The organism is Flavobacterium sp. PS2, from assembly GCF_046250155.1.
In the GTDB taxonomy this organism is placed as follows: Bacteria; Bacteroidota; Bacteroidia; order Flavobacteriales; family Flavobacteriaceae; genus Flavobacterium.
On record NZ_CP176426.1, the window covers coordinates 3144597 to 3163668 of the forward strand.

At 33.0% G+C, this 19072-nt stretch carries 25 protein-coding genes; 24 read left to right on the plus strand and 1 reads right to left on the minus strand.

The genetic code is table 11. From position 1 onward, the window contains the following. Nucleotide 1 precedes the first annotated feature (1 nt). The 20 genes from rpsN (at nucleotide 2) to ctlX (ending at nucleotide 13676) form a co-directional block, all read left to right on the plus strand. A complete protein-coding gene (gene rpsN, locus ACJ6WR_RS13620) occupies nucleotides 2–271 on the plus strand; it encodes a 30S ribosomal protein S14 (protein WP_007803655.1) in 270 nt (89 codons plus the stop codon). Between the two features lie 104 nt (nucleotides 272–375). Further along, nucleotides 376–774, plus strand: a complete 399-nt coding sequence (gene rpsH, locus ACJ6WR_RS13625) for a 30S ribosomal protein S8 (protein WP_035619634.1) — start codon at nucleotides 376–378, stop codon at nucleotides 772–774. Nucleotides 775–792: 18 nt separating this feature from the next. Further along, on the plus strand, nucleotides 793–1335 hold the full coding sequence (rplF, locus tag ACJ6WR_RS13630) for a 50S ribosomal protein L6 (RefSeq protein ID WP_039111737.1): 543 nt from the start codon (nucleotides 793–795) through the stop codon (nucleotides 1333–1335). Between the two features lie 11 nt (nucleotides 1336–1346). Further along, the gene (gene rplR / locus ACJ6WR_RS13635; RefSeq protein ID WP_039111736.1) at nucleotides 1347–1697 is read left to right on the plus strand and encodes a 50S ribosomal protein L18; all 351 of its coding nucleotides are present in this window, start codon (nucleotides 1347–1349) and stop codon (nucleotides 1695–1697) included. A gap of 3 nt (nucleotides 1698–1700) precedes the next feature. Continuing rightward, a complete protein-coding gene (gene rpsE, locus ACJ6WR_RS13640; RefSeq protein WP_085950271.1) occupies nucleotides 1701–2225 on the plus strand; it encodes a 30S ribosomal protein S5 in 525 nt (174 codons plus the stop codon). Nucleotides 2226–2237: 12 nt separating this feature from the next. Then, entirely contained in the window at nucleotides 2238–2420 is a 183-nt protein-coding gene (rpmD, locus tag ACJ6WR_RS13645; RefSeq protein WP_017495010.1) for a 50S ribosomal protein L30, read from the plus strand. Between the two features lie 11 nt (nucleotides 2421–2431). Then, a complete protein-coding gene (gene rplO / locus ACJ6WR_RS13650; protein ID WP_039111735.1) occupies nucleotides 2432–2884 on the plus strand; it encodes a 50S ribosomal protein L15 in 453 nt (150 codons plus the stop codon). Nucleotides 2885–2896: 12 nt separating this feature from the next. After that, nucleotides 2897–4243: a preprotein translocase subunit SecY gene (gene secY / locus ACJ6WR_RS13655; protein ID WP_035619626.1), complete on the plus strand. Its 1347-nt coding sequence runs from the start codon at nucleotides 2897–2899 to the stop codon at nucleotides 4241–4243. Between the two features lie 7 nt (nucleotides 4244–4250). After that, on the plus strand, nucleotides 4251–4466 hold the full coding sequence (gene infA, locus ACJ6WR_RS13660) for a translation initiation factor IF-1 (protein ID WP_007136545.1): 216 nt from the start codon (nucleotides 4251–4253) through the stop codon (nucleotides 4464–4466). 12 nt (nucleotides 4467–4478) lie between these two features. Beyond that, nucleotides 4479–4595: a type B 50S ribosomal protein L36 gene (ykgO, locus tag ACJ6WR_RS13665; protein ID WP_072945378.1), complete on the plus strand. Its 117-nt coding sequence runs from the start codon at nucleotides 4479–4481 to the stop codon at nucleotides 4593–4595. A 2-nt stretch (nucleotides 4596–4597) separates the two neighbouring features. Further along, nucleotides 4598–4972, plus strand: a complete 375-nt coding sequence (gene rpsM / locus ACJ6WR_RS13670; RefSeq protein ID WP_409415514.1) for a 30S ribosomal protein S13 — start codon at nucleotides 4598–4600, stop codon at nucleotides 4970–4972. 8 nt (nucleotides 4973–4980) lie between these two features. Beyond that, complete coding sequence (gene rpsK / locus ACJ6WR_RS13675; protein ID WP_007803677.1) at nucleotides 4981–5364, plus strand: 30S ribosomal protein S11; 384 nt, start codon at nucleotides 4981–4983, stop codon at nucleotides 5362–5364. Nucleotides 5365–5456: 92 nt separating this feature from the next. Beyond that, the gene (rpsD, locus tag ACJ6WR_RS13680) at nucleotides 5457–6062 is read left to right on the plus strand and encodes a 30S ribosomal protein S4 (protein ID WP_035619621.1); all 606 of its coding nucleotides are present in this window, start codon (nucleotides 5457–5459) and stop codon (nucleotides 6060–6062) included. Nucleotides 6063–6083: 21 nt separating this feature from the next. Continuing rightward, on the plus strand, nucleotides 6084–7076 hold the full coding sequence (locus ACJ6WR_RS13685; protein ID WP_026109818.1) for a DNA-directed RNA polymerase subunit alpha: 993 nt from the start codon (nucleotides 6084–6086) through the stop codon (nucleotides 7074–7076). A gap of 36 nt (nucleotides 7077–7112) precedes the next feature. Beyond that, complete coding sequence (gene rplQ, locus ACJ6WR_RS13690; RefSeq protein WP_035619618.1) at nucleotides 7113–7601, plus strand: 50S ribosomal protein L17; 489 nt, start codon at nucleotides 7113–7115, stop codon at nucleotides 7599–7601. Between the two features lie 196 nt (nucleotides 7602–7797). Continuing rightward, nucleotides 7798–8901, plus strand: coding sequence for a glutamine-hydrolyzing carbamoyl-phosphate synthase small subunit (carA, locus tag ACJ6WR_RS13695; RefSeq protein ID WP_409415515.1), 1104 nt, complete (start codon nucleotides 7798–7800; stop codon nucleotides 8899–8901). A gap of 116 nt (nucleotides 8902–9017) precedes the next feature. Then, nucleotides 9018–10310, plus strand: a complete 1293-nt coding sequence (gene eno / locus ACJ6WR_RS13700) for a phosphopyruvate hydratase (RefSeq protein WP_039111732.1) — start codon at nucleotides 9018–9020, stop codon at nucleotides 10308–10310. A gap of 154 nt (nucleotides 10311–10464) precedes the next feature. Continuing rightward, complete coding sequence (locus tag ACJ6WR_RS13705) at nucleotides 10465–11742, plus strand: citrate synthase (protein ID WP_039111731.1); 1278 nt, start codon at nucleotides 10465–10467, stop codon at nucleotides 11740–11742. Nucleotides 11743–11810: 68 nt separating this feature from the next. Continuing rightward, the gene (locus tag ACJ6WR_RS13710; protein WP_409415516.1) at nucleotides 11811–12725 is read left to right on the plus strand and encodes a dimethylarginine dimethylaminohydrolase family protein; all 915 of its coding nucleotides are present in this window, start codon (nucleotides 11811–11813) and stop codon (nucleotides 12723–12725) included. 15 nt (nucleotides 12726–12740) lie between these two features. Next, nucleotides 12741–13676, plus strand: coding sequence for a citrulline utilization hydrolase CtlX (gene ctlX, locus ACJ6WR_RS13715; RefSeq protein ID WP_039111729.1), 936 nt, complete (start codon nucleotides 12741–12743; stop codon nucleotides 13674–13676). Between the two features lie 74 nt (nucleotides 13677–13750). On the opposite strand, the gene ACJ6WR_RS13720 is transcribed toward ctlX, so the two are convergent. After that, a complete protein-coding gene (locus tag ACJ6WR_RS13720) occupies nucleotides 13751–14380 on the minus strand; it encodes a MarC family NAAT transporter (protein WP_039111728.1) in 630 nt (209 codons plus the stop codon). A gap of 154 nt (nucleotides 14381–14534) precedes the next feature. On the opposite strand from ACJ6WR_RS13720, the gene ACJ6WR_RS13725 reads away from it, so the two are divergent. From ACJ6WR_RS13725 to ACJ6WR_RS13740, 4 genes are all read left to right on the plus strand, one after another. After that, nucleotides 14535–14900, plus strand: coding sequence for a CoA-binding protein (locus tag ACJ6WR_RS13725; protein WP_039111727.1), 366 nt, complete (start codon nucleotides 14535–14537; stop codon nucleotides 14898–14900). Nucleotides 14901–15125: 225 nt separating this feature from the next. Next, nucleotides 15126–15746 carry a recombination mediator RecR gene (recR, locus tag ACJ6WR_RS13730; RefSeq protein ID WP_039111726.1) on the plus strand — a complete coding sequence of 207 codons (621 nt, stop codon included), beginning with the start codon at nucleotides 15126–15128 and terminating at the stop codon, nucleotides 15744–15746. A gap of 72 nt (nucleotides 15747–15818) precedes the next feature. Further along, a complete protein-coding gene (locus ACJ6WR_RS13735) occupies nucleotides 15819–16616 on the plus strand; it encodes a polysaccharide biosynthesis/export family protein (protein ID WP_039111725.1) in 798 nt (265 codons plus the stop codon). A 15-nt stretch (nucleotides 16617–16631) separates the two neighbouring features. Then, nucleotides 16632–19067 (plus strand): exopolysaccharide transport family protein, encoded by a 2436-nt coding sequence (locus tag ACJ6WR_RS13740; protein WP_039111724.1) that lies wholly within the window; start codon nucleotides 16632–16634, stop codon nucleotides 19065–19067. Nucleotides 19068–19072: the final 5 nt, after the last annotated feature.

The window sequence follows — 19072 nt, forward strand, 5'->3', positions numbered from 1 at the left end:
CATGGCTAAAGAATCAATGAAAGCCCGTGAGGTGAAAAGAGAGAAAACGGTAGCTAAGTATGCTGAGAAAAGAAAAGCTTTGAAAGAAGCTGGAGATTTTGAAGGTTTACAAAAATTACCTAAAAATGCTTCACCAGTTCGTTTACACAATCGTTGTAAATTAACAGGTAGACCAAGAGGTTATATTCGTCAATTTGGTATTTCACGTGTAACTTTCCGTGAGATGGCTAATAATGGATTAATTCCTGGAGTTAAAAAGGCGTCTTGGTAATCTCGCAATAAGTTATTACTTTTGCAAACCAAAAAATAATTTTAATTGATTAAAGGTTCGGGAGGCGAGTGCCTCCCGAAAACCATAATCGCAATCAAATACATATGTATACAGATCCTATTGCAGATTATTTGACTAGAGTTCGTAACGCTGTGGCTGCAAACCACAAAGTTGTTGAAATTCCAGCATCTAATCTAAAAAAAGAAATAACTAAGATCTTATTCGATCAAGGTTATATCTTGAGTTACAAATTTGAGGACAACGCTGTTCAGGGTTCAATCAAAATCGCTTTGAAGTATGATAAAGATACTAAAGAGTCAGTAATTAAAGATATCCAAAGAATTAGTAAACCAGGTTTACGTAAATATGCAGGTGCTTCTAATTTACCTAGAATCCTTAACGGATTAGGAATTGCTATTGTTTCTACGTCAAAAGGTTTGATGACAGGAAAACAAGCTAAGCAATTAAATGTAGGTGGTGAAGTAATTTGTTACGTATACTAATTATAAAGACTATATAAGATGTCAAGAATAGGTAAAAATCCAATTGTAATCCCTGCTGGTACAACTGTAGAAGTTAAAGACGGTATTATTACAGTAAAAGGAAAAAATGGTCAACTTACACAGGAGTTTTCGGATGTAACTGTAACGGTTGAAGGCGATCAAGTTCAAGTAGATAGATCGTCTGATCACAAAGATCACAGAGCAAAACACGGACTTTACAGATCATTAATCAATAATATGATTATTGGAGTAAATGAAGGGTTTACTAAATCTTTAGAATTAGTTGGAGTTGGTTATAGAGCTTCAAATCAAGGACAAAAGTTAGATTTAGCTCTTGGATATTCTCACAATATTGTTTTAGAAGTTGCTCCTGAAGTAGTTTTAGAAACAATATCTGAAAAAGGTAAGAACCCTATCGTAAAATTAACATCAATTGATAAACAACTTTTAGGTCAGGTTGCTGCGAAAATCAGAGGTTTCCGTAAGCCAGAGCCATATAAAGGAAAAGGTGTTAAATTTGTAGGTGAAGTATTAAGAAGAAAAGCAGGTAAATCAGCTTAAAAAATAAGATTATGTCATTAACAAAATCTGATAGAAGACAGAGAATTAGATTCAGAATTAGAAAATCGATTAGTGGTACTGCTACTAACCCAAGACTATCTGTATTTAGAAGTAACAAAGAAATTTACGCTCAAATTATTGATGATGTAAATGGAGTTACTTTATTAGCTGCCTCTTCAAGAGAAAAAGAAATAGGAAAAGGTACTAACGTTGAAATCGCTGCTGCTGTTGGAAAACTAGTTGCAGAGAAAGCGTTAAAAGCTGGGATTGATACCATCACTTTTGATAGAGGTGGATATTTGTATCACGGTCGTATTAAATCATTAGCAGAAGGCGCAAGAGCGGCTGGACTTAAATTCTAATATATTATGTCTAAATACAAAAATGTAGAATTGGTAAAACCAAGTGGTCTTGAACTTAAAGATCGTCTGGTAAGTGTTAATCGTGTTACTAAAGTTACAAAAGGTGGTAGAGCTTTCGGTTTTTCTGCTATTGTAGTTGTAGGTGATGAAAATGGAGTAGTTGGTCACGGATTAGGAAAATCTAAAGACGTTTCTGAAGCAATTGCGAAAGCAGTAGAAGATGCTAAGAAAAATTTAGTAAAAATTCCTTTGAACGGACAATCAGTTCCTCACGAACAAAAAGGTAAATTTGGTGGTGCCCGTGTATTCTTAATTCCTGCGTCTCATGGTACAGGAGTTATTGCTGGTGGAGCTGTTCGTTCAGTTCTTGAATCAGTAGGTATTCACGATGTATTATCTAAATCTCAAGGATCATCAAATCCTCATAACGTAGTGAAAGCAACTTTTGATGCTTTATTACAAATGAGAAGCGCTTATACTGTTGCAAAACAAAGAGGTGTTTCTTTAGAAAAAGTTTTTAAAGGTTAATTCAAGGAAATTATGGCTAAATTATTAGTAAAACAAGTAAGAAGCAAAATCAACTGTCCTCTTTCTCAAAAGAGAGGTTTGGAAGCTTTAGGTCTACGTAAAATGGGACAAGTTGTAGAGCATGATTCAAATCCTGCTATCCTTGGGATGATAAACAAAGTTAAACACTTAGTTTCTGTTGAAGAAGCTAAATAACAAATACTGTTATGAATTTAAGTAACTTACAACCAGCTGAAGGGTCAACACACAATCAAAATAAAAGATTAGGTAGAGGAGAAGGTTCAGGAAAAGGTGGTACTTCTGCAAGAGGTCACAAAGGAGCAAAATCTCGTTCTGGTTATTCTAAAAAGATTGGTTTTGAAGGAGGGCAAATGCCACTTCAAAGACGTGTACCTAAGTTCGGTTTCACAAACATCAACCGTAAAGAATACGAAGGTGTAAATTTGGATACGCTTCAATTATTAGTAGACAATGGTATTATTACAGATTCTGTTGATATGACAGTTTATGTAGCTAATCGTCTAGCTACCAAAAATGAGATCGTTAAGATTTTAGGTAGAGGAGAATTGAAAGCAAAATTAAAAGTAACTGCTCACAAATTTACTGCTACTGCAAAAGCTGCTATTGAAGCTGCTGGTGGAGAAGCTGTAACAATATAATTTTTCTATTGTATGAAGAAATTTATTGAATCAATAAGTAATGTTTGGAAAATCGAAGAACTAAAAAATAGAATCTTAATTACTTTAGGACTTCTTTTAGTATATCGTTTTGGAGCACACGTTACGCTTCCTGGAATTGATGCAACGCAATTGACTGGTTTAGCGGGACAAACAAAAAATGGTTTAGGATCTATTCTAGACATGTTCACCGGAGGTGCATTCTCTAAAGCTTCAGTTTTTGCTTTAGGTATTATGCCTTATATTTCTGCGTCTATTGTTGTACAGTTAATGGGAATTGCGATTCCGTATTTACAAAAACTTCAAAATGATGGAGAGAGCGGTAGAAAAAAAATTAATCAGATAACACGTTGGTTAACTATTGTTATTACACTAGTTCAAGGACCAACTTACATCTATAATTTATATAGAACATTACCTAGTAGTGCATTCTTACTAGGTTTTAATTCTTTTGAGTTTTTATTTTCTTCTGTGATAATCTTAGTTACAGGTACAATTTTTGCCATGTGGTTAGGAGAAAAAATTACAGATAAGGGTATTGGAAATGGAATTTCATTGTTGATTATGGTTGGTATATTAGCTCGTTTTCCACAAGCTTTTATTCAAGAATTTACAACCAGAGTTACCAATAACAATGGAGGGCCAATGTTATTAGTTATCGAAATTATTATTTGGTTATTAGTTATTATTTCTTGTGTATTGTTGATTATGGCAGTACGTAAAATCCCAGTTCAATACGCTCGTCGTACAACTTCAGGAGATTATGAGCAAGACTTGATGGGCGGTAATAGACAATGGATTCCACTTAAGCTTAATGCTTCTGGGGTTATGCCAATCATTTTTGCGCAAGCAATTATGTTTATTCCTGCTGCTGTAGCTGGATTATCAAAATCAGATACATCACAATCAATTGTTGGTGCTTTTAGTAATATGTTTGGATTCTGGTATAACTTTGTATTTGCAACTTTAATAGTTGTATTTACTTTCTTTTATACTGCAATTACAGTTCCTACTAACAAGATGTCTGATGATTTAAAGAGAAGCGGTGGTTTTATTCCAGGTGTTAGACCAGGAGTTGAAACTTCTGATTATCTTGATAAAGTGATGTCTTTAATAACTTTCCCAGGATCTTTATTCCTTGCTTTGATTGCTGTGTTCCCAGCCATTGTTGTAAGTTTTATGGATGTACAACAATCTTGGGCAATGTTTTTTGGAGGTACCTCGTTAATAATTATGGTTGGAGTTGCGATAGATACTATTCAACAAATTAACTCATATTTATTAAACAAACATTATGATGGTTTAATGAAGACTGGTAAAAATAGAAAAGCAGTAGCTTAATTTTTATATGGCAAAACAATCAGCAATAGAACAAGACGGATCAATCATTGAAGCATTATCAAATGCGATGTTCCGTGTAGAATTAGAAAATGGACATATTGTAATTGCTCATATTTCTGGTAAAATGCGTATGCATTACATCAAATTATTACCTGGTGATAAAGTGAAACTAGAAATGAGCCCTTACGACTTGTCAAAAGCAAGAATTACTTATAGATATTAAAGGATATTCACTATGAAAGTTAGAGCATCAGTAAAAAAGAGAAGTCCCGAGTGCATCATTGTGCGTAGAAAAGGGAGATTGTACGTAATAAACAAAAAGAATCCTAGATTTAAACAAAGACAAGGATAATTATGGCAAGAATAGCAGGGGTAGATATCCCAAAAAATAAGAGAGGTGTTATAGCACTTACCTATATCTTTGGATTAGGAAGAAGTAGAGCTATTGAGATTTTAGAGAAAGCTCAAGTAAGCCAAGATAAAAAAGTTCAAGATTGGAATGATGAAGAGATCGGAGCAATTCGTGAGGCAGTATCAGCTTTCAAAATTGAAGGAGAATTACGTTCTGAAGTTTCTTTGAACATCAAACGTTTAATGGATATTGGTTGTTACAGAGGTATCCGTCATAGAACTGGTCTTCCGTTAAGAGGGCAAAGAACTAAAAACAACTCTAGAACAAGAAAAGGTAAAAGAAAAACTGTTGCTAACAAGAAAAAAGCAACTAAATAATAAGTAATATGGCTAAAGCAACTGCAAAAAAACGTAAAGTTATCGTTGAATCAACGGGTGAAGCTCATATTTCTGCCACTTTCAACAACATTATCATTTCTTTGACTAATAAGAAAGGTGAAGTTATTTCTTGGTCTTCAGCTGGTAAGATGGGTTTCAGAGGTTCTAAAAAGAACACTCCGTACGCAGCTCAAATGGCAGCAGAAGATTGTAGTAAAGTAGCTCTTGAGGCAGGACTTAAAAAAGTTAAGGTTTATGTAAAAGGACCAGGAAACGGACGTGAGTCTGCTATCCGTTCTATTCATAACGGTGGAATTGAAGTTACTGAGATTATCGATGTTACTCCAATGCCTCACAACGGATGTCGTCCTCCTAAAAGACGTAGAGTTTAATACTGAAAAACAAATATAGTATAACCTAGATTGAATATAGATTATCGAAGGATAAGACCTGAATTCATAATCTCAATCTTAAACAATTTAAAATGGCAAGATATACTGGTCCTAGTACAAGAATCGCTCGTAAATTTGGCGAAGCAATCTTCGGAGATGATAAGTCTTTCGAAAAAAGAAATTACCCACCTGGACAACACGGGATGGCTAAAAAAAGAGGAAAAAAATCTGAGTATGCTGTTCAGTTAATGGAAAAGCAAAAAGCTAAATATTCTTACGGAATTTTAGAAAAACAATTCAGAAATTTATTCGAAAAAGCATCAGCTACTAAAGGAGTTACTGGTGAAGTTTTATTACAATTATGTGAAGCAAGATTAGATAATGTTGTTTTTAGAATGGGTATCGCTCCTTCTAGAAGAGGTGCACGTCAGATTGTATCTCACAGACACGTTACTGTAAATGGTGAAGTTGTTAATATTCCTTCTTACCACCTTAAGCCTGGTGATAAAGTTGCTGTTCGTGAAAAATCTAAATCTTTAGAAGCTATCGAACGTTCTTTATCAAATTCAAGTCATGTTTATGAATGGATTACTTGGAACAATGATCTTAAAGAAGGAACTTTTGTTTCTGTACCTGCGAGACTTCAAATTCCAGAAAACATTAAAGAACAATTAATCGTAGAGTTGTACAACAAATAATAATTGACTTAGTCGAAATTTATGGCAATATTTAATTTTCAAAAGCCCGATAAAGTTATCATGATCGATTCAACCGATTTTGAAGGTAAATTCGAATTTAGACCTTTAGAACCTGGTTATGGATTGACTGTTGGTAATGCACTTAGAAGAGTTTTGCTTTCAGCATTAGAAGGTTATGCAATTACATCTGTTCGCATTGAAGGTGTAGATCATGAGTTTTCTACTATCTCAGGTGTTGTTGAAGATGTTACCGAAATTATCCTTAATCTTAAACAAGTTCGTTTCAAACGTCAAATTGAAGATATCGATAATGAAGCAGTTACTATTTCTGTTTCTGGTAAAGATCAATTAACAGCAGGTGATTTTCAAAAATTTATTTCAGGTTTTCAAGTACTGAATCCAGACCTTGTTATCTGTAATTTAGATAGTAAAATTAAACTGAATTTCGATTTAACTATCGAAAAAGGTAGAGGATATGTTCCTGCTGAGGAGAACAAAAAACAGAACGCTGCAATTGGAACTATTTTTACAGACTCAATTTTTACTCCGGTAAAAAATGTAAAATATGCAATTGAAAACTTCCGTGTTGAGCAAAAGACCGATTATGAGAAATTAGTTTTTGAAATTAAAACTGACGGATCTATTAATCCTAAAGATGCTCTTACTGAAGCTGCTAAAGTTTTAATTCACCACTTCATGTTATTCTCTGACGAAAGGATTACACTCGAGGCTGACGAAATTGCACAAACAGAATCGTATGATGAAGAGTCATTACATATGAGACAATTGCTTAAAACTAAGCTTGTTGATATGGATTTATCTGTGAGAGCATTAAATTGCTTGAAAGCGGCTGAAGTTGATACACTTGGTGATTTAGTATCGTTCAATAAAAATGACCTAATGAAATTCCGTAATTTTGGTAAAAAATCTTTAACTGAACTTGATGAACTTGTTGCAGTTAAGAATTTAACTTTCGGAATGGATTTAGCTAAATACAAACTAGATAAAGAATAATCTAATTCGCTTTGGCGAGTTAAATTTAACATAGCAATGAGACACGGAAAAAAATTCAATCACTTAAGCAGACAGACTGGACATAGAAAAGCTATGTTGGCTAATATGGCTTGTTCTCTTATTGAGCACAAACGTATTAACACTACTGTTGCTAAAGCTAAAGCGCTTAAACAATTCGTTGAGCCTTTAATCACAAAATCAAAAGAAGATACGACTCACAACCGTCGTATTGTTTTTGCATACTTACGTAGCAAATATGCTGTAACTGACTTGTTCAGAGATGTAGCTGCTAAAGTAGGAGACCGTCCAGGTGGATACACTCGTATCATTAAAGTTGGAAATCGTTTGGGAGATAACGCTGATATGGCGATGATCGAACTTGTAGATTTCAATGAACTTTACAATGGAGGTAAAAAAGAAGTTAAAAAAGCTAAAAGCCGTCGTGGTGGAAAAGCAAAGAAAGCTGAAGAGACTTCTGAAGCTCCTGCTGCTGATACAGAAACGACAACTGAAGCTTCTGAATAATTATGAAAATAATCATTCAATAAGAATTAAGGATAAACTAGTTACTAGTTTATCCTTTTTTTTTGTTTTTTCTAATCTAAAAATGCAAGAATCTAACACTTTAGCTTCTTGAGGTTTTATTTTTAGAGATGAATTTTTTAAAAAACCTTGCACTCGCTCTTTTAAAAAATTAAATTTGCAAAATATCTAATTACAAATGAAATACACAACACGACAAAGCGCCATTCTTTTACTAAGTGACGGAACAATTTTTCACGGAAAATCAATCGGAATTAGTGGTACTACTTTTGGTGAAGTTTGCTTTAATACTGGAATGACAGGATATCAGGAGATTTTTACCGATCCTTCTTATTTTGGTCAGATTATGGTTGCAACCAATGCACATATTGGAAATTATGGTGTAAATGATCCTGAAATAGAATCAGACAGCATTAAAATTTCGGGATTGGTTTGTAAAAATTTTAGCTTCAATTATTCTCGCGAAGATGCTTCAGAGAGTTTGGAGTCTTATTTTATAAAAGAAAACCTTATTTGTATCTCTGATGTTGATACAAGAGCATTGGTGAGTTATATAAGAGATAACGGAGCAATGAATGCTGTTATATGTACAGATGGAACTTCGATAGAAGATTTAAAAATAGCTTTGGCAAATGTTCCGAATATGGAAGGTTTGGAATTAGCCTCTAAAGTTTCGACAAAAGAGCCTTATTTTTATGGAGATGAAAATGCTACTTATAAAATTTCTGCTTTAGATTTAGGAATTAAAAAGAATATCTTGCGTAATCTTGCTAAAAGAGATTGTTATATTAAGGTTTTTCCATACGACTCTACTTTTAAAGATTTATCTGCATTTAACCCAGATGGGTACTTCTTGTCAAATGGTCCTGGTGATCCAGATCCTTTATTTGGGGCAATAGAAGTTGCAAAAGATATACTAGCAAATGATAAACCATTATTTGGTATTTGTTTAGGGCACCAAGTTATTGCTTTAGCAAATGGAGTTTCTACTTATAAGATGTTTAATGGACATCGTGGAATAAACCACCCGGTTAAAAATATCATTACAGGGAAAGGTGAGATTACGTCTCAAAATCATGGTTTTGCTGTTAATAAAGAACAACTTGATAATCATCCAGATTTAGAGATTACTCATTTGCATCTTAATGACGAGACTGTTGCTGGTATGCGTATGAAAAACAAAAACTGTTTCTCTGTACAATATCACCCAGAAGCTAGTCCTGGCCCTCATGATTCATCTTATTTATTCGATCAATTTATTGAGAATATAAAAGGGAATTAAACTAAAACGATTGAGTTAATAACTAAAAGTATTTTATTACTAAGGAACTTAATTAGTGTCAAATATTTTTATAATTTCGAAAAATATTTATAATTTAATAATAAAAAATAGAAATAATGAGTATTATAATAAAAATTCACGCAAGACAAATTTTTGATTCTAGAGGTAATCCTACTATTGAAGTTGATGTAGTTACAGAAAACGGAGTTTTAGGAAGAGCGGCAGTTCCTTCTGGAGCTTCTACTGGAGAGCATGAAGCGGTTGAGTTACGTGATGGTGGAAAAGCTTTTCTAGGTAAAGGAGTTTTGAATGCAGTGAAAAATGTAAATACTATTATTGCTGAAGAGTTAATTGGTATTTCTGTCTTTGAACAAAATGTAATTGATCAAACAATGATTGATTTAGATGGAACTCCAAATAAATCTAAATTAGGGGCAAATGCTATTTTAGGTGTTTCTCTTGCAGCGGCAAAAGCTGCTGCTAATGAATTAGGATTGCCTTTGTATAGATATGTAGGAGGAGTTTCTGCAAATACGTTGCCAGTTCCAATGATGAATATCATCAACGGAGGTTCGCACTCTGATGCTCCGATTGCTTTTCAAGAATTTATGATTTTTCCTGTAAAAGCAACTTCATTTTCACACTCTATGCAAATGGGGACTGAAATTTTCCATAGCTTGAAAAAAGTATTACATGACAGAGGATTAAGTACTGCTGTTGGTGACGAAGGAGGTTTTGCTCCAAATTTACCAGGTGGAACAGAAGATGCTTTGGATACTATTAAAAAAGCGGTTGAAAATGCAGGATATACTTTCGGTGACGAAATTATGATTGCTCTAGACTGTGCTGCTGCTGAATTTTATGTAAATGGTAAATACGATTACTCTAAATTTGAAGGAGAAACTGGTAAAGTAAGAACTTCTGCTGAGCAAGTTGATTATTTAGCTGAATTAGTAGCTAAATACCCAATTATATCTATCGAAGATGGTATGGATGAAAATGACTGGGACGGATGGAAATTGCTTACTGAAAAAATTGGACATAAAGTACAATTAGTAGGTGATGATTTGTTTGTAACTAATGTTGAACGTTTATCTACAGGAATCGAAAAAGGAATTGCAAATTCTATTCTTATTAAAGTAAACCAAATTGGTACTTTAACAGAAACTATTGCTGCTGTTAATATGGCTAAAAATGCAGGTTATACTTCAGTAATGTCTCACCGTTCTGGAGAAACAGAAGATAACACAATTGCTGATTTAGCAGTTGCATTAAACTGTGGTCAAATTAAAACAGGTTCAGCTTCTCGTTCTGATCGTATGGCTAAATACAATCAGTTGTTAAGAATTGAAGAAGAATTAGGTACTACTGCTTATTTCCCTGGATTAAAAGCTTTCAAAATAAAATAATTGTAAGATTATATATTACTTTGAGCCATTCGTAAAAACGAATGGCTTTTTTTTTGAGTTTTAACAAATTCATAGCAAGATTCCTTTTTTAGTTAGTCTTAAATTCCTTAGATTTGATAAATTATTATTTAAAAGATTTATTTCCGATTATATTATGTCAAAAATAGCTACCCTAGAAGTAGATGGTAAGAAGATAGAACTTCCTGTTATAACTGGAAGCGAAAATGAATCTGCTGTCGATATTAACAAATTACGTGATTTAACTGGTTTCATTACACTTGATCCAGGATATAAAAATTCAGGTTCTTGTACAAGTGAGATTACTTTCTTAGACGGAGAATTAGGAATTTTGCGTTACAGAGGATACTCAATTGAAGATTTAGCTGAGCAAGCAAGTTTTCCTGAAGTATCTTATCTTTTAATTTTTGGTGAGTTACCAACAACTCAACAATTAGCACAATTTGATGCTGATATTAAAAAGCATACTTTGGTAAACGAAGAAATGAAAAATATCATTGACGGTTTTCCAAAAACTGCTCATCCTATGGGTGTTTTGTCTGCTTTGACAAGTGCTTTAACAGCTTTTAATCCAAAAGCTGTGAATGTAGAAAATGAAAAAGAAATGTATGAAGCTATTTGTAAAACGATAGCTAAGTTTCTTGTTATTGCTACATGGACTTATAGAAAAACAATGGGTTACCCATTAAATTACTATGATAATACAATAGGGTATGTAGAGAACTTTATGCAATTAATGTTTAAATTGCCTACAGGACCTTATGCAGCAAATCCAATTGTTGTTAACGCATTAGATAAATTATTCATCTTACACGGAGATCATGAGCAAAACTGTTCTACATCTACAGTAAGAATGGTAGGTTCTTCTCACGCTGGTTTATTTGCTTCAATCTCTGCAGGAGTTTCTGCACTTTGGGGACCACTTCACGGAGGTGCAAATCAAGCTGTTCTTGAGATGCTGGAAGAAATTAATAAAGATGGTGGAGATACAGATAAATTCATGGCGAAAGCTAAAGATAAAAATGACCCTTTCCGTTTAATGGGATTTGGTCATAGAGTTTATAAAAACTTTGATCCAAGAGCTAGAATTATTAAGAAAGCAGCAGATGAAGTTTTAAATACATTGGGTGTTGATGATCCAATTTTATCTATAGCTAAAAAACTTGAAGCAGCTGCTCTTGAAGATGAATACTTTAAATCAAGAAGCTTATATCCTAACGTAGATTTTTACTCAGGAATCATTTACAGAGCATTAGGAATTCCTACAGATATGTTTACTGTTATGTTTGCTATCGGAAGATTACCAGGTTGGATCGCGCAATGGAAAGAAATGCGTGAAAATAAAGAACCAATCGGTCGACCTAGACAAATATATACAGGTCATCCTTTAAGAGAATTCAAATCGAATAAATAAAATTCAATTTAAAGCTTCACTTAACTGTGAAGCTTTTTTTTATCTTTGTCGAAATCAAATAATAGAATATGTTACAATTAAATGTAAAGAACGAAACATCAAGATTACGGGCAGTAGTTTTGGGATCTGCAGTTCATAACGGACCTACGCCAACTATTGAGGAAGCGTATGACCCGAAATCATTGGAGCATATTAAGGCAGGAACATATCCAGTAGAGTCTGATATGGTTGCCGAAATGGATGCTTTTAATGCAGTACTTCAAAAATACAATGTGACAGTTTTTCGTCCAGAAATGATTGAAAATTACAACCAGATTTTTACTAGAGATATTGGTTTCGTAATAGATGATATTTTTGTAAAATCGAATATTTTACCTGATAGAGAACGTGAGTTAGATGCGATTCAGTATGTAATAGATCAGATGGATCCTAATAAAGTAGTTCGCCCGCCAGAAGAAGTGCATATAGAAGGGGGAGATGTTATGCTCTGGAATAATCATATATTTATAGGGACTTATAAAGGAAGTGACTATAAAGATTATATTACTGCAAGAACAAATATGCAAGGAGTTGAGTTTATCAGAAATTTGTTTCCTAATAAAATAGTTAAAGAGTTTGATTTGGTTAAATCTAAAATCGAAGCGCGTGATAATGCTTTGCACCTAGATTGCTGTTTTCAACCAGTAGGGAAAGATAAAGGGATTATTTATAGAAGAGGATTTCGTGAAGAGGCAGATTATAGATATTTAGTGAATCTTTTCGGGAAAGAAAACTTATTTCATATCGAGAGAGAAGAAATGTATTATATGAACTCGAATGTTTTTTCGATAGATACAAATGTTGTTGTGTCAGAGAAGAACTTTACTAGATTAAATAATTGGTTAAGAAGTAATGGGTTTGTTGTAGAAGAAATTCCATATGCCGAAATAGCCAAACAAGAAGGGTTATTGAGATGTTCGACATTGCCTTTAATTCGAGATTAATTTAATATCAAAAAAATGAAACAAACTACAAACGCAATAGTAATGATTCGCCCAGTGGCATTCCGTATGAATGAACAAACGGCAGTAAATAATTATTATCAAAAAGTGTTAGACGGACTTTTGCCAGCTACAGTAAATGCCAAAGCGCAACAAGAGTTTGATGCTTTTGTTGAGAAGTTAAGAGCAGTTGGAGTAGATGTAACCGTTGTAGAAGATACTCTAAATCCAGATACGCCAGATAGTATATTCCCAAACAACTGGGTTTCTTTTCATGAAAATGGAGATGTAGCATTGTATCCTATGTTTGCAGAGAATCGTCGTCAGGAACGTCGTGAAGATATCTTAGATACTCTAGAAGAAAAAGGATTCGAAATAAATAATATAGTTGATTATACATCGGCAGAAGAAGATGGTTTCTTCCTAGAAGGAACAGGAAGTTTACTTTTAGATAGAGCAAATGGAAAAGCATATTGCGCCTTGTCACCAAGAGCAGATGAAGAACTGTTTATAGAATTCTGCGAAGATTTCGATTGTGCACCAGTAATTTTTGAAGCATTTCAAACTGTTAATGGAGAACGAAAGCTAATTTATCATACCAATGTTATGATGTGCTTAGGAGAAACATTTGCAGTGATCTGTGCTGATTGTATCGATGATAAAAAAGAACGAAAAATGGTTCTTGAAAATCTAAAAGCCGATAAAAAAGAAGTTATCTTAATTACAGAAGCTCAAGTGAATAATTTCGCAGGAAATATGCTTGAAGTTCGTGGAGCAAATGATAAGAAATATATTGTAATGAGTGCTTCAGCGCATCAAAGCTTAACGCCAAAACAAATTTCGCAACTAGAAAATCATGCAGAAATTTTAAGCTCAAGTTTAGATACTATCGAAGCTTGTGGTGGAGGAAGTGCAAGATGTATGATGGCAGAAGTGTTTTTGCCAAGAGCATAAGCTAAAATATGATTATACAAAAAAGGGGATAAATTCAGTATTTATCCCCTTTCTTATTTTTAAGCAATTTAATTTTACATCAAATTTCCTTTTATTATATTGATAATAGCACTTACTATATATTGTATTCCGATAGCAATTACAATAAAACCAACAATTCTAGAAATAGCAACAATCCCAGAAGCTCCAAGAATTTTAGCCAGGTAATGTGCGCTTCTAAGAATAATAAAAATTACAATAGCAATAGCTAAGATTGCGAGTGATCCTATTATAATTTCCATCGTTTGATGATGTTCCTGATAAAAAGCAATTAATAAAGAAATTGAGCCAGGGCCCGCAAGCATTGGGATTGCTAATGGGGTAAGAGCAATGTCATTTCTTTGTTGAGCATCTGTTTCTATCTTTTTATTTATACCTCTTTTCTTATTGAATTTACCTGAAAGTAGTGAGAAACCAGAACTTACAATTATAATTCCTCCGGCAATACGAAGAGCATCAATGCTAATTCCGAAGAATGTTAGCATATATTGACCTACAAAAAAAGAAACAATTAAAATTAGGAAAACGTTTATCGCAGTCCATAAAGAAATTCTGGAACGCTCTTTTTTGGAGTCATGTTGTGTTAATCCTACAAAGATTGGAACAGTTCCAATTGGGTTTAGTACCGAGAAAAGAGCGGCAAATAAGTAAATAAATAGATCCATAAAGTCTTGTTTAGTATTGTAAAAATAGTCTTTTTAAAAGATATGATTATAGATTAATCAGTAGATTCTTGTTTTTATTGAAAAATAACTAAACTTTTTAAATCATCCAAGAGCTTAACCTTTTTGATTACTTTTGTAGAATACAATAAAGACAATGAAAAATAAAAAAACAGTAGTGCTTGGAGCAACTACAAAACCTGATAGATACGCTTTTTTAGCCATAAATAAATTAGTAGAGAAAGGACACACAGTATTGGCTATTGGTCAAAATACTGGAGAAGTTGCTGGAGTGAAAATTTATACAAAAGCGATTCCGCTTAAAAATATAGATACAATTACTTTATATTTAAATCCTGCGCGCCAGCGTGATTATTACAATTACATTGTAGAAGCTAAGCCTAAACGAGTGATTTTTAATCCAGGAACCGAAAATCCAGAATTATATCAATTGTTAGAACTTAATAATATCAAAGCCGAAGTTGCATGTACATTGGTTTTACTTACTACAAATCAATATTAGTTCTATAAAATAAAAAATTATTGTTTTTAGGAGCTATTTCCAGCTATCCGCTATATCTTTTTCTGGCAGAAAAAGCCAGAAAAAGGATGTCGCTTTTATCTGGGCTAGACCCGAAATAAACAATAGTCACGATTAGTTTTAAAAAGGAATATTTAAAGCATTTAAAACTTCTGATTTTTATAAACACAAGTCGGGTAAACCCGCAAATTTACTATTTTTGCCCTCATGGAATTTTCTTCAAAATTAATAGAAAAAGCAGTCAACGAAATGTCGCAATTACCAGGTATTGGTAAGCGTACGGCTTTGCGATTGGTTTTACATTTATTAAAACAACCCAAAGAGCAAACCGGATTTTTGGCCGAAGCACTTACAACAATGCGTGCCGATATTAAATTTTGCGAAAGCTGTCATAATATTTCCGATGTTGCAGTTTGCGAAATTTGTGCCAATACATCCAGGAATCATCAAACTATTTGTATAGTCGAAGATATTCGCGATGTAATGGCAATAGAAAATACGGGACAATATAAAGGGATTTATCATGTTTTAGGAGGGAAAATTTCGCCTATAGAAGGAGTTGGGCCAAGTCAGTTGAATATAACGAGTTTAGTCGAAAAAGTAAAACTTGGCGGAGTAGCCGAAATTATATTTGCTTTAAGCTCGACTATGGAAGGAGATACTACCAATTTTTATATCTACAAACAAATTGCCGATGTCGATATTATAATTTCTACAATTGCAAGAGGAATTGCAGTGGGAGATGAACTAGAATATGCAGACGAAGTTACCCTTGGACGAAGTATATTACAAAGAGTTCCGTTCGAAAAAACCTTCAAAAATCATTAATGATTCTTTAATCAAAATCGATATTTTCTAAATAGTAAATGAAAAGCTATATTTGCTGTTAAAATTCTACAAATGAACAAAAACTCTTTTTATCTGTTGCTGCTTATTGGAGCACTTTTTACATCTTGCATACCATTAAATGACTTAGTTTATTTACAAGATAAAGGAGCAACTGGAACAGAAAGTAATATTGCCGCTGTAGAATCAAAACCATATCGGTTACAAACAAATGATGTTTTAAGCATTGATATAAAAGCTATTGATCCTAAATTAGTAGCAATTTTTAATACTACAGAAAAAGCAAGCGGACAAACTTCTGTGCGTTCAGAGGCAGGTCTGTATTTTGATGGTTTTACGGTAGATGACCATGGGAATATTAGAATGCCAATTCTGGGAGAAATAAATGTTATGGGATATACACTTGAAGAAGTGCGTATTAAAATCGAGAAGCAATTATTAGACGAGCATTTTAAATCTGAAGCGAATATTTTTGTTACAGTAAAACTTGCTGGTTTTAGATATACAATAAATGGAGAAGTGGGATCCCCAGGTACCAAAACACTTTTTCAGCAACATGTAAATGTAATGGAAGCTATTGCTAACTCTGGCGATATTACAATTACAGGAAATAGAAAAGCAGTTACCATTATTCGTCAATCTCCTACAGGAGTAGAAATGCATGATATAGATCTTACGGATCTTAACGTAATGAAATCTCCTTACTACTATTTACAGCCAAATGACTATATATATGTAAAACCACTCAAACAAAAAACTTGGGGAACAGGTAAAACAGGAATTGAGTCTATAGGAACAATAATTACGATAATATCTTTGGCAACAACTACATTTTTACTTTTAAAACTTTAAAAACCTACTAATAAAATGTTAGATATAAAAGATTTTTCGATTTTTGATAATCAATCAAGTTTTGATTTGAAAGGATTTTTATTAAAAATCGGAGGGTACTGGAAATGGTTTTTAGTGAGTTTGATTATTGCTTTTGCAATTGCTTATCAAGTAAATATTCGTAAAGAAAAAATTTATGGAATGGAAACTTTGATTTCCATAAAAGAAGAAAATAATCCTTTTTTTACCTCAAACACAAGTTTAGTTTTTAATTGGGGAGGAACTTCAGATCAAATGAGTAGCACAACTACAGTGTTGCAATCAAGATCCCATAACGAGCTAGTTGTAGATAAACTACAATATTATATAGACTATTTAGAACAAGGAGAATATAATTTGGTAGATGCTTACGGAGCAGTTCCTTTTTATATAGCTATCGATAAATCTAAAGGACAACTTGCTGGTTCATTAATTAGTGTTAAGTTTTTAAGTGACAATGAATACGAAATCAGAATTCCTTTTGAGGGTAATTCAGTTTCATTAATTACTTACACCAATAATTCACGTAGTAATACAGCAGTAGAAATTGGAGAATTTGTAAAGAAGTATAAAGTTGGTGAGCAAGTCTCGTTGCCTTTTTTGAATTGGAAATTGCAAATTAATGATAACCCAGGTTTTTATAAAGGGAAAGAATATTTTATAAGATTTAATGATTTTGATGGAACTGTAGCGAGATATAGAGGAGTTAATGTACAATCAGACGAAAGAGGTGGTTCTATACTTACTTTAGGAATGCAAGGTACTAATAAAGCAAGAATGGTAGAGTATTTAAATTCTACCGTAAAAATGTTAATGAAAATCCAACTTGACAGTAAGAATCAGTTTGCTACAAATACGATTAGTTTTATTGACAGTACACTTGTGGCAATGGAAACTCAGTTAAAGGAAACAGGGGATGAGTTAAAGTCATTTAGAAAGGGCAAAAATGTTTATAATATAGAAGAAGGAGGAGCTAAGTTTTCGGACAAAATTATGGATTTTGATATCGAAAGAGATGAAATTACCCGTAAAGTAGCTTATTATAATTCATTAAAAGCATATTTAAAAAATAGTGTTGATTATTCTAAATTGCCGGCGCCATCTGTTGCAGGAATTGAAGATCCAAATATTGTTGTAAATGTTTCTAAATTAATTTCGCTTTCTACGCAAAGATCAGAAATGGCTTATGCAGTAAAAAGTGATAAGATTTTTAAAGATTTTGACAATCAAATGATGGCTGTTAAAAATGTTTTGTTAGAAAATATTGCTTCAGCAAAAGCTTCATTACAGTATGATTTGGGAATGGTAAATAGTAAAATTGGTCAGACCGAAAGTACAATTAAAAAATTACCAGAAGAGCAGCAAGAGTTGTTGAAGATTAAAAGAAAGTATGATTTAAGCGATAATATTTATAGCACATTTCTTCAAAAAAGAAGCGAAGCGGATATTGTAAAAGCGGCTAATCTATCAGATATTCATTTTATAGATCCTGCCAAAGATGTTGGAGGAGGATTGATAGGGCCTAAAACATCTGTTAATTATGTTCTGGCATTATTCTTAGGGTTGTTAATTCCACTAGTAGTGATTTTGGCACTTTTCTTTATTAATAATTCAATCCAGAATATAGAAGATGTTAGTAAACAAACACAGATTCCGTTAATAGGAGTAATCGGTGTAAGTGGCGAATCTTCAAGTTTAGCGGTATTCGACAGGCCTAAATCGGCATTATCGGAATCGTTTAGAGCAATACGTTCTTCCTTGCAATTTTTATATAAAAAACAACAAGTTGATGGGGCAAAAACATTAATGATCACTTCATCAGTAAGTGGTGAAGGAAAAACATTTTGTTCTATTAATATTGCTACAGTTTTTGCCTTGAGCGAAAAAAGAACAGTTATTGTTGGTTTAGATTTAAGAAAGCCAAGATTGGCAGAAGAATTTAATTTGACTAATGAAGTTGGAGTAGTGAATTATTTGATTAAGAAAAAAAGCTTAGCTGAAATCACGAATGCGACTAAAATTCCATATTTAGATGTTATCCTTTCAGGACCAATTCCTCCAAATCCTTCAGAATTGATTTTGGGAGAAACGATGAAAGAGTTTATTGATGAGTTGAAGAAAAAATATGATTATATAATCTTAGATACACCTCCAGTTGGTCTTGTTTCCGATTCTTTGGAATTGGCACAATATAGTGATGTAACCTTATATATTGTAAGGCAAAATTATACCAAAAAGGATATGATTACGTTGTTGAATAACAGAGTTAAAAGGGGTGAGCTAACAAATGCGAGTATAGTTTTGAATGGTTTTGAGAATAAAGCCAAATACGGAACAACTTATGGATATGGTAATTATTCTAACGGATATCATGAAGAGTCTGAAAAGCCAAGTTTTTTGCGAGCTATTTTCAATAAATTGAATAAAAAATAATATCG

Excerpts from the sequence above, each read along its gene's own strand:
- rplQ (WP_035619618.1), top strand. The coding sequence starts at position 7,113 with ATGAGACACGGAAAAAAATTCAATCACTTAAGCAGACAGACTGGACAT.
- ACJ6WR_RS13740 (WP_039111724.1), top strand. The coding sequence starts at position 16,632 with ATGTTAGATATAAAAGATTTTTCGATTTTTGATAATCAATCAAGTTTT.
- rpsK (WP_007803677.1), top strand. The coding sequence starts at position 4,981 with ATGGCTAAAGCAACTGCAAAAAAACGTAAAGTTATCGTTGAATCAACG.
- rpsD (WP_035619621.1), top strand. The coding sequence starts at position 5,457 with ATGGCAAGATATACTGGTCCTAGTACAAGAATCGCTCGTAAATTTGGC.
- rpsM (WP_409415514.1), top strand. The coding sequence starts at position 4,598 with ATGGCAAGAATAGCAGGGGTAGATATCCCAAAAAATAAGAGAGGTGTT.
- secY (WP_035619626.1), top strand. The coding sequence starts at position 2,897 with ATGAAGAAATTTATTGAATCAATAAGTAATGTTTGGAAAATCGAAGAA.
- ACJ6WR_RS13720 (WP_039111728.1), bottom strand. The coding sequence starts at position 14,380 with ATGGATCTATTTATTTACTTATTTGCCGCTCTTTTCTCGGTACTAAAC.
- rplR (WP_039111736.1), top strand. The coding sequence starts at position 1,347 with ATGTCATTAACAAAATCTGATAGAAGACAGAGAATTAGATTCAGAATT.
- ACJ6WR_RS13735 (WP_039111725.1), top strand. The coding sequence starts at position 15,819 with ATGAACAAAAACTCTTTTTATCTGTTGCTGCTTATTGGAGCACTTTTT.
- ACJ6WR_RS13705 (WP_039111731.1), top strand. The coding sequence starts at position 10,465 with ATGTCAAAAATAGCTACCCTAGAAGTAGATGGTAAGAAGATAGAACTT.
- rplO (WP_039111735.1), top strand. The coding sequence starts at position 2,432 with ATGAATTTAAGTAACTTACAACCAGCTGAAGGGTCAACACACAATCAA.
- rpsH (WP_035619634.1), top strand. The coding sequence starts at position 376 with ATGTATACAGATCCTATTGCAGATTATTTGACTAGAGTTCGTAACGCT.
- ACJ6WR_RS13725 (WP_039111727.1), top strand. The coding sequence starts at position 14,535 with ATGAAAAATAAAAAAACAGTAGTGCTTGGAGCAACTACAAAACCTGAT.
- ykgO (WP_072945378.1), top strand. The coding sequence starts at position 4,479 with ATGAAAGTTAGAGCATCAGTAAAAAAGAGAAGTCCCGAGTGCATCATT.
- rpsN (WP_007803655.1), top strand. The coding sequence starts at position 2 with ATGGCTAAAGAATCAATGAAAGCCCGTGAGGTGAAAAGAGAGAAAACG.
- carA (WP_409415515.1), top strand. The coding sequence starts at position 7,798 with ATGAAATACACAACACGACAAAGCGCCATTCTTTTACTAAGTGACGGA.
- ACJ6WR_RS13710 (WP_409415516.1), top strand. The coding sequence starts at position 11,811 with ATGTTACAATTAAATGTAAAGAACGAAACATCAAGATTACGGGCAGTA.
- ctlX (WP_039111729.1), top strand. The coding sequence starts at position 12,741 with ATGAAACAAACTACAAACGCAATAGTAATGATTCGCCCAGTGGCATTC.
- recR (WP_039111726.1), top strand. The coding sequence starts at position 15,126 with ATGGAATTTTCTTCAAAATTAATAGAAAAAGCAGTCAACGAAATGTCG.
- rpmD (WP_017495010.1), top strand. The coding sequence starts at position 2,238 with ATGGCTAAATTATTAGTAAAACAAGTAAGAAGCAAAATCAACTGTCCT.
- eno (WP_039111732.1), top strand. The coding sequence starts at position 9,018 with ATGAGTATTATAATAAAAATTCACGCAAGACAAATTTTTGATTCTAGA.
- ACJ6WR_RS13685 (WP_026109818.1), top strand. The coding sequence starts at position 6,084 with ATGGCAATATTTAATTTTCAAAAGCCCGATAAAGTTATCATGATCGAT.
- rplF (WP_039111737.1), top strand. The coding sequence starts at position 793 with ATGTCAAGAATAGGTAAAAATCCAATTGTAATCCCTGCTGGTACAACT.
- infA (WP_007136545.1), top strand. The coding sequence starts at position 4,251 with ATGGCAAAACAATCAGCAATAGAACAAGACGGATCAATCATTGAAGCA.